The organism is Mucilaginibacter sp., assembly GCF_028288225.1.
GTDB lineage: Bacteria > Bacteroidota > Bacteroidia > Sphingobacteriales > Sphingobacteriaceae > Mucilaginibacter.
Map to the genome: position 1 here is coordinate 84556 of NZ_JAQBOC010000047.1, position 8470 is coordinate 93025.

7 protein-coding genes are annotated in these 8470 nt (G+C 41.5%); 2 read left to right on the forward strand and 5 right to left on the reverse strand.

From position 1 onward, the window contains the following. Positions 1-255: 255 nt before the first annotated feature. From JWQ54_RS14685 to ileS, 3 genes are read right to left on the reverse strand one after another with little or no spacing between them, the layout of a single operon-like run. Complete coding sequence (locus JWQ54_RS14685) at positions 256-861, reverse strand: lipoprotein signal peptidase (RefSeq protein WP_299585996.1); 606 nt, start codon at positions 859-861, stop codon at positions 256-258. After that, entirely contained in the window at positions 862-1245 is a 384-nt protein-coding gene (locus JWQ54_RS14690) for a TraR/DksA C4-type zinc finger protein (protein WP_299585999.1), read from the reverse strand. After that, entirely contained in the window at positions 1246-4674 is a 3429-nt protein-coding gene (gene ileS, locus JWQ54_RS14695) for an isoleucine--tRNA ligase (protein WP_299586001.1), read from the reverse strand. Between the two features lie 376 nt (positions 4675-5050). Here ileS and JWQ54_RS14700 point away from each other — a divergent pair, with 376 nt between their 5' ends. Both JWQ54_RS14700 and JWQ54_RS14705 read left to right on the forward strand, forming a co-directional pair. Then, positions 5051-5266 (forward strand): Tox-REase-5 domain-containing protein, encoded by a 216-nt coding sequence (locus JWQ54_RS14700; RefSeq protein ID WP_299586004.1) that lies wholly within the window; start codon positions 5051-5053, stop codon positions 5264-5266. Between the two features lie 41 nt (positions 5267-5307). Next, complete coding sequence (locus JWQ54_RS14705; RefSeq protein WP_299586007.1) at positions 5308-5991, forward strand: Imm52 family immunity protein; 684 nt, start codon at positions 5308-5310, stop codon at positions 5989-5991. 1161 nt (positions 5992-7152) lie between these two features. Here JWQ54_RS14705 and JWQ54_RS14710 read toward each other — a convergent pair. Further along, positions 7153-8067, reverse strand: a complete 915-nt coding sequence (locus JWQ54_RS14710) for an IS3 family transposase (RefSeq protein ID WP_299586009.1) — start codon at positions 8065-8067, stop codon at positions 7153-7155. Next, positions 8064-8429, reverse strand: a complete 366-nt coding sequence (locus tag JWQ54_RS14715; protein WP_299586011.1) for a hypothetical protein — start codon at positions 8427-8429, stop codon at positions 8064-8066. Before JWQ54_RS14715 ends, JWQ54_RS14710 begins: the two co-directional genes overlap by 4 nt. Positions 8430-8470: the final 41 nt, after the last annotated feature.

Genomic DNA, 8470 nt, shown 5'->3' on the forward strand with positions numbered 1-8470 from the left:
GGGAAACACATAATAATTCTTCCCACAAACTTGGTCGCCTCACCCTGCCCTCTCCAAAGGAGAGGGTTCTGAAGAAGCGCGAAGTTTAAGTCCTCTCCTTTGGAGAGGATTTAGGTGAGGCCAAATCGCAAGGATAACCTTAACTTGATGACATTGACCTACGGCACGTTATCTTTTGTTATTATTTTTCTACCCATATTTGACCCCGATGGGCAAATTGGCAGAAACTAATCTCTGATCTCCAGCCTCTACCCCCTATTCCTCAACCATCTCACTATTCGGACTGCTCACTTCAGGTACTTCATGTTTAAAGTAACGTTTTTGAAAGATCAGGATAGCAATTACACCCACCGAAATAGATGCGTCGGCAAGATTAAATATGGGTTGAAAGAATTCAAAATATTGCCCGTGCCATACCGGAAACCATGACGGGTATGTTCCTTTAATTAAAGGGAAATAAAACATATCAACCACACGTCCTTCAAATAAATGCCCGTTTTGGTACAGCAACCCGTAAAAAGTGGAATCGATAATATTACCAAGTGCTCCAGCAAATATCAGGGACACACACATGATCAGTCCGCGGTGATATTTATGCCGTACCAGGTAAACCAGGCCATAGCCAATACCGCAAACTGCAACAATGCGAAACAATGTTAATATAAGCTTTCCAATTTTGCCGCCTAATTCCCAGCCAAAGGCCATACCGTTATTTTCGGTATAGCGCAGCATGCCATGCTGCCCCAGGAAATGGATCTCAGAATTAAAATCCATATGTGTGCGTACCCAGGTTTTTATCACCTGGTCAAACAACACAATAAAAGCAGCTACAAGAAAAGGTTTTAAGTAGGCTACCTTCATTTATTGCTTCAATTTTGCTTCCATGCTTAAAGTAGTATGCGGTACAGCACGTAAACGCTCCTTAGGGATCAGTTTACCGGTTTCGCGGCAAACACCATAAGTTTTGTTTTCAATACGTACCAATGCTGCCTCAAGCTGCTCAATAAATTTTTTCTGACGTGCAGCTAACTGGTTTATTTGTTCTTTTTCCAGCGTTGCAGATCCGTCTTCCAGTGTTTTATATGTACCGGCAGTATCATCAGTGCCGTTAGCATTAGGTGAGCTTAAGGAAGTTGCCAGGTTGTTTAATTCTTCCTTCGCACTACGCAGCTTATCCAATAAAATGCCTTTAAATTCCTGCAGGTCTGATTCTGAGTACCTGGTCTTCTCGTTTTCTTGTTTCATTTATATTTTACTAATAGCAATCAAAATTTCATTTCCATCAATCTCAACTAATTCACCCTCATTAAACTCATTATCAAGTAAAATGCACTCCGCTAAAATTTCGGCGCAAATATAGGATAAATTATTGTTTACTGCTTTGCTTATAAATGGGTGGTCACTAAGCTTAACATTTATCTTATCGGTAACTTCAAATTCTTTCCCCTTACGCAGATTCTGGATCCGATTGATAAGCTCGCGCGATATACCTTCCTGTTTCAGTTCGTCGGTTATAGTAACATCTAAAGCTACGGTTAGTTTTCCTAAATTTGCTACCTGCCATCCCGGTACATCCTCGGCTATAATTTCTACGTCACTTAGATTTAAAATGCAGTAATCAAAAAGTTCTACGGGCATTTCATCTTTTAATTGACTACCAACCTTAAAATCTAATTTAAAATAATCTTCTTCCTCTAGTTCGCCGATATCTCCCTGTGTCATGTTAGCGATAGCTTCGGCAACGGCTTTCATATTCTTGCCCACTTTAGCGCCAAGGGCTTTAAAGTTTGGTTTTATCTTCTTTTTGATAAAGCCTGCAGTATCGGTTATGTATTCAATGCCTTTGATGTTGGTTTCAGACAGGATCAAATCCTTTACCTTTTCAACCTGGTGCTTAAAGTTTTTATCCAATATGGGCAATAAGATCTTGCTCAAAGGCTGCCTAACATTGATGCCCACCTTTTTACGCAACGATAACACCAATGACGAGATATCCTGCGCCATTTGCATTCTTTCCTCTAAAGCAGTATTTACAAGGTCGGTATGATATTCAGGGAAATAAGCAAGATGCACTGATTCAAATGCCTCTTTTTTGGTGATGCTGTTCAAATCGGTATACAAACGCTCCGCAAAGAACGGCGCAATTGGCGACATCAGCTTTGCAATAGTGGTTAAGCAGGTATACAGCGTTTGATAAGCCGACAGCTTATCATCCGAGTTATCCGACCTCCAGAAACGGCGGCGGCTTAAACGTACATACCAGTTGCTTAAATGCGCATCCACAAAATCCTGTATTGCACGCGCGGCTTTGGTAGGCTCAAAATCGGCATAAAAGGCATCAACCTCTTTGCTCAAAGTATTTAGCAGACTGATGATCCACTGGTCAATTTCCGGGCGATCTTTTAATGCTATTTCTTCTTCGCTGTATGTAAACTTATCGATGTTGGCATACATCACAAAAAAGGTATAGGTGTTGTAAAGCGTACCAAAAAACTTACGCCTAACCTCATCTATCCCTTCCGAATTAAACTTCAGGTTATCCCATGGCGCCGCATTGCTGATCATATACCACCGCGGGGCATCAGCGCCAAACTTTTCTATGGTTTCAAACGGATCAACGCCATTGCCCAAACGTTTTGACATTTTGTTGCCGTTTTTATCAAGCACCAAACCGTTCGAGATCACATTTTTAAAAGCAACGCCTTTATTGCCAACTTCAGCATTTATTTTTTTTACCTCATCGCTGGTTTCGCTCAGCATTACCGCTATGGCATGCAGGGTAAAGAACCAGCCGCGGGTTTGATCAACGCCTTCGGCTATAAAATCAGCCGGGTAGGCATTTTTAAATTCGTCTTTATTTTCAAACGGGAAATGCCATTGTGCGTAAGGCATAGCACCACTATCAAACCAAACATCTATCAGGTCTGGCTCACGGTACATTGGCTTGCCTGTAGGTGAGGCTAAGATCACATCGTCAACATAAGGGCGGTGCAGGTCATCGATTACAAAACCGGCAGGCATTAACCCTGCTGCTATCGATTTCTCAATTTCAGCGGTAAGATCAGCTATTGAACCGATACATTTTTCTTCACCACCGTTTTCTTCACGCCAGATCGGCAATGGGGTACCCCAAAAGCGGGAGCGCGAAAGGTTCCAGTCCACCAAATTTTCAAGCCAGTTACCAAAACGGCCTGTTCCGGTCGATTCGGGTTTCCAGTTAATGGTTTTGTTAAGTGCAACCATTTTATCCTTTACCGCAGTGGTTTTAATAAACCAGCTGTCGAGCGGATAATATAATATCGGCTCATCGCTCCGCCACGAGTGCGGATAGCTGTGCTCATATTTTTTTACATCAAAGGCTTTATTCTCTGTTTTAAGTTTGATAGAGATCAAAACATCGGTTGGTTTAAAACCGGGTTCTTCACGTTCTTCCTTGCTGTAATATTCTTCTTTTACATAGCGTCCGGCAAAATCGGTAACCTCATCCACAAATTTACCCTGCTTGTTTACCAGCGGTACATCTTTGCCAAACTCATCTTTCACCATTACCGATGGCACACCATTTTCCTTACATGCCCTGAAGTCATCCGCACCAAAAACAGAAGCGGTGTGAACGATACCTGTACCATCTTCGGTGGTAACAAAATCAGCCGGAATAACACGGAACGCATTTTTCTCGAGGTCGGCATTGGTTACATAAGGCATCAGCTGCCAGTAATGCAATCCTAAAAACTCCGAACCTTTGTAAGTCCCCTTTACTTTCCATGGAATGATCTTGTCGCCGCCCTTATAGTCTTCAAACGAAGCGTTTTCACCTTCAGCCTTAAAGTGCTTGCCTACCAAATCCTTAGCCAGTATTACCGTAACCGGCTCATAAGTATAAGGGTTAAAAGTACTGATCTTTACATAAGCAATTTTTTCACCAACAGCTAAAGCACAGTTTGCCGGCAAGGTCCACGGGGTGGTTGTCCATGCCAATATGTACAGGTCTGTATCGATGTTCTTAAACAAAAATTCAGAATCCTGATCTCTTTTTAGTTTGAACTGGGCGGTTACGCTGGTATCCTTCACCATTTTATACGTGCCCGGCTGGTTCAGCTCGTGCGAGCTTAGGCCGGTACCTGATTTTGGCGAATACGGCTGTACTGTATATCCCTTGTATAATAAGCCTTTGGTATGAAACTCTTTCAGGATCCACCAAAGCGATTCAATGTATTCGTTTTTGTAGGTAATGTATGGATTCTCCAAATCAACCCAGTAGCCCATTTTTTCAGTCAGGTCATTCCAGATATCGGTATAGCGCATCACCTCCTTGCGGCAGGCATCGTTATAGTCTTTAACCGAGATCTTTTTGCCGATATCGTCCTTTGTTATGCCCAAAGCCTTTTCAACAGCCAGCTCAATAGGCAGGCCGTGGGTGTCCCAGCCGCCTTTGCGTTTTACCTGGTAACCTTTAAGGGTTTTGTAGCGGCAAAAAATATCTTTTATGGCACGCGCCATTACGTGGTGAATGCCGGGCATCCCGTTTGCACTCGGCGGCCCCTCGTAAAATGTGTACGGGTTATTGGCCGGGCGACTGCTGATGCTTTTTTCAAAGATGTTGTTCTGCTTCCAGAAATCAAGTACATCTTTGCCTGTCTGCGATAAGTTTAACTGCTTATATTCCTTGTACATCCACCTCAAATTTTAGAGGCTGCAAAAATACGGATTTTTAAATTAAATAGTATGATATTAAGCATTATTTGGCGGTTTGAATGGTGAAATGACGGAAAGATTGTTTTGGGGAAAGGCTCGCGTAAAACTTGTAAGTTTTTAAAAGTGCCTGGGTTTAAATCATGGTGGGAATTTGTCTGAACCTTGATTTTTGGGATTGGGGGATTGGGTTGATGAGAAGCAGTGGACTGGAAGTAAGATATTTGTAATACAAAATTTGTACTTTTAAGTCGTTTGTGAGGGGCATGTTGGCTATCGGTCGCTTTGTTACCTATCAGCGGGGCACGAGGAAGCCACCTCTTTAGGCTTGTGCTGCATTCTCGCCAGAATGGGGTGGATGAGCGGATCGGTTGAATTTTTAAGGAATAAAGTTAAATTTGATGGTTTTAAGAATGGTGTTTTGTTGGAGGCTAAGGGTGCGTATCTGTGGTTATTTAAGACTGGTAGAGCTACTCAAAAAAAAAATTATACAAATTTCAAGAAAAACACCGCTGCGGGCGAAGAGATGTTAAAAAAGGTAGAATTAAAATTTACTCCGGTTAAGAAATTATGACAGATAGAAACATAATAAGGATATATTTCAAGTCAACCGAATTGAATATTAAAGAAAGGGCTAGTTTTATAGTAGAAAAGCAAGCTCAAATTAGTGAAAGCCTTGATAAGTTTGATTGGCTGCTTTTCGATAAAACGAGCGTTAATTTAAAAGACAAAGATTATGCGATCCAATTATTTCTTAAACGATTAAAAAAAGGAATCAAAACATTTACATCTAAAAAGAATATAACTGAAGACTATTTTGATACGATATCATGCATTGATGGTTATTATGCTTCAAGAAAATTTGACAATGACGCCTCATTTACCTATACTATTGGTCATATTGATGCGAACAAAAATGCCTCGTCTTTAATAATAACAAATTTTGATTGCTTGAATAATCTAAGCCAATTTGAACAGTTTAAAACATTTATACTCGATCTTATAATAATTTTCCAACCATATTCTATCGAGGTTTCCGAGTATGCTTTTTATCGTGAACGTATGAATTTGAAGTCCAATGAGTATTGGTTCGGTTGGCTCACTTATTTTTCAAAATATATAGAGATTCCTCGGGTTATAGCCGACGCTGAGATAGAAGAATTAAATAATGGAGGTAAACTTCTTATTGTTACCAAGGAATATTTTAACAGTGAAAATCCTGAACATTTAAAAAGAGCAAAATCCCTAACAGAATTATTCAGAAGGAGTAACGTAAAGCCATTAGTGAAAAATTTATAGGTGGTTATTTCCCCCCACGCTGCCGCCAAGGCTTTATGCTGCTTCCGCTACCGCAAAGCTCCAACCTTGTGGTCCGCATTTAGGGTAGACCGCTTGGCTAACGAAGCGACTTATTTAACAAATAGAGGAATTTGTACCTTAAGTTATGGTTGACTAAATAGTTTGCGACTTGTCGCTTGGTTAACTGTCAACGGGCCACAAGTCGGGAGCCAGCGGAAATTGCTTGCGGTAGCAGGGGAGATCACACTCCACTCATATATCGCTGCAAACCATCGCAGGGTCCTCTGCGAGAGAGACCCGGCGGAGACGGGAGTGTAAACCCAAAAGCGGATAAGCGCCCATGGAACGCATGGAACAAAGTGAAACACGCTGATTATAAACTAATTACACAAACTCATCAAAAAACATTCAATCACGGAACGCTTGATTATCAGGAATTTACAATGCGTAAAAATGGAACACACTGATAATGAGAATGTTTCATAGCGTTCCAGGTGTTCCGCTGTGAAAAATGGAACGCTTGTGATAATTTGCGGGGTGCAAAAAGTCGCAGATAATCATGCAGCATTCTGCAAAACACAAACATCGTCAGTTGTTGGTGACAGTACTACGAGTGTTCGAAAGATTATTTTTATTCCCCTCTTGAGAGGGGGCGCGTTGGGTTGTGTGATGGCAGGGGTGTGTTCACCGCCATCCAAAGACGTAAAAGCATGGCGCAGAGGACACACCCCTCCACCCCTCTCAAGAGGGGAATCGCACATTCCCGCGCTTTTTTTATTCTTCCGAACATCTATGGTGACAACATCAACAGCGGCGAGAGTCAACTAAAAAATGGAACACATTGATTATAAATAAATTACAGCGACACATCAAAAACCATCAATTTTGTATCGCATGATTATCAGCCACTTGCATTTTAATAAAATTAAATGTACTGATAATGAGCGTGTTTCACAGCGTTCCGGGTGTTCCGCGTGACCTTCCCTAAAATAAGTTGACAGTTTTTAAATACAATTATAGAAGGTTTATGTTAAAGAAAACGTTGTTGTTTCTTTGTCGTGTTGGAATGTGGGAAACTCCTTCAGTTTTCCATATTTCAACACGTTTTTCTTTTTTTGCTTCTTTTTTTCTTTTTAAATAAGCAAGCATCTTCGTGAAAAACTATCCGTCCATCATTACCTCCTCCGATTGCTTTTTTGGATAATAATTTCTCCAACACCGTTTTAGCTCTCCTGTCTTGCCGTGCGCCTGTTGTGGAGTAAGCATTGCTATGCTGCTATGAAGCCGCTGGTTGTTGTAAAGACTAACAGCTTTGGCCACCGCTGATTGTGCCTGATCATAATGATCATATTTTTCCGCTAACAACTCGCTTTTTAATATTCCATTTACCCGCTCTGCAAGTGCGTTCTCCAAGGGATCGCCGCTCTCGGTCATACTAATACCGATGTGGCTTTCCCCCAGCAACTTTATATACCCAGAGCTACAGTATTGTACGCCCCTGTCCGAGTGATGCAGCATTTGCTCACACCTGACAGGATTATCTCTAATGGCCATTTTTAGCGCCTGTTCACAGCCCACCGACTCAAGCGTTTTTCCTAAATTGTATCCTACTATTTTGCGGCTGTAAGCATCGGTTACTAAACTCAGATAAGCAAACGACTCGTTAACTGGCAGGTAAGTCATATCGCTTACCCACAGTAAATTAGGTTCGTTTGGCACAAAGTCCTTTACCTGATTGGGATATTTATGGAACCGGTGATAGGAAAATGTTGTCTTTGCCCTGCGCCGTTTCGGCCTGATTAACAAATGTTCTTCCCGCATCAGGTCAAGCAATGCATCGCGACCCATTTTTATTCCGTGACATTGCTTGAAATCTGCTAATAGGATATGAACTTTATCACTTCCTGTACGGGGCTGGTCTTTCCGGATTAATTTTATCTGCTCAACTATTGCCTTTGATTTGACGCCTTTGGTAGCTTCTGTTTTGATACCCTTATAATAAGCCTGCCTGCTATAGCCAAGCAATGAACAAAGTAACTCCGTGCAGCGCTTTTTTTCTCTTTGTTCTATTCTCATGATTGCCTGGCGCCATGTTTTTTTCTGATGGGTACGTTTAACTCTTCCTCGGCAATGTTGAGCATTTCATTAAGCAACTTATTGTGTAGCCGCGATTTGTGCAGCTCGGCCTGTAAAGCCTTTATATCTGACGGCATTGCTTTATCCATCCCTATCTCCTCTTCCGATAGCACTTCCCTCACCTGTTGGAATACTATGGCTTCCTTTTCTGCTGCTTTATATTCTTTCCCCTGCATATATTCATGTACCCAACGGTGCAATGTCCCAAGTCCGCAGCCATATTTGGCCTGCAAATCCCGGTAAGATACTCCACCTTTTAAATACTCTGAAACGATGGCTGACTTGTTTATATTATGATTCATCTTTCCACTGTTTATTTGTCAACCTATTTTAGGGAAAGTCA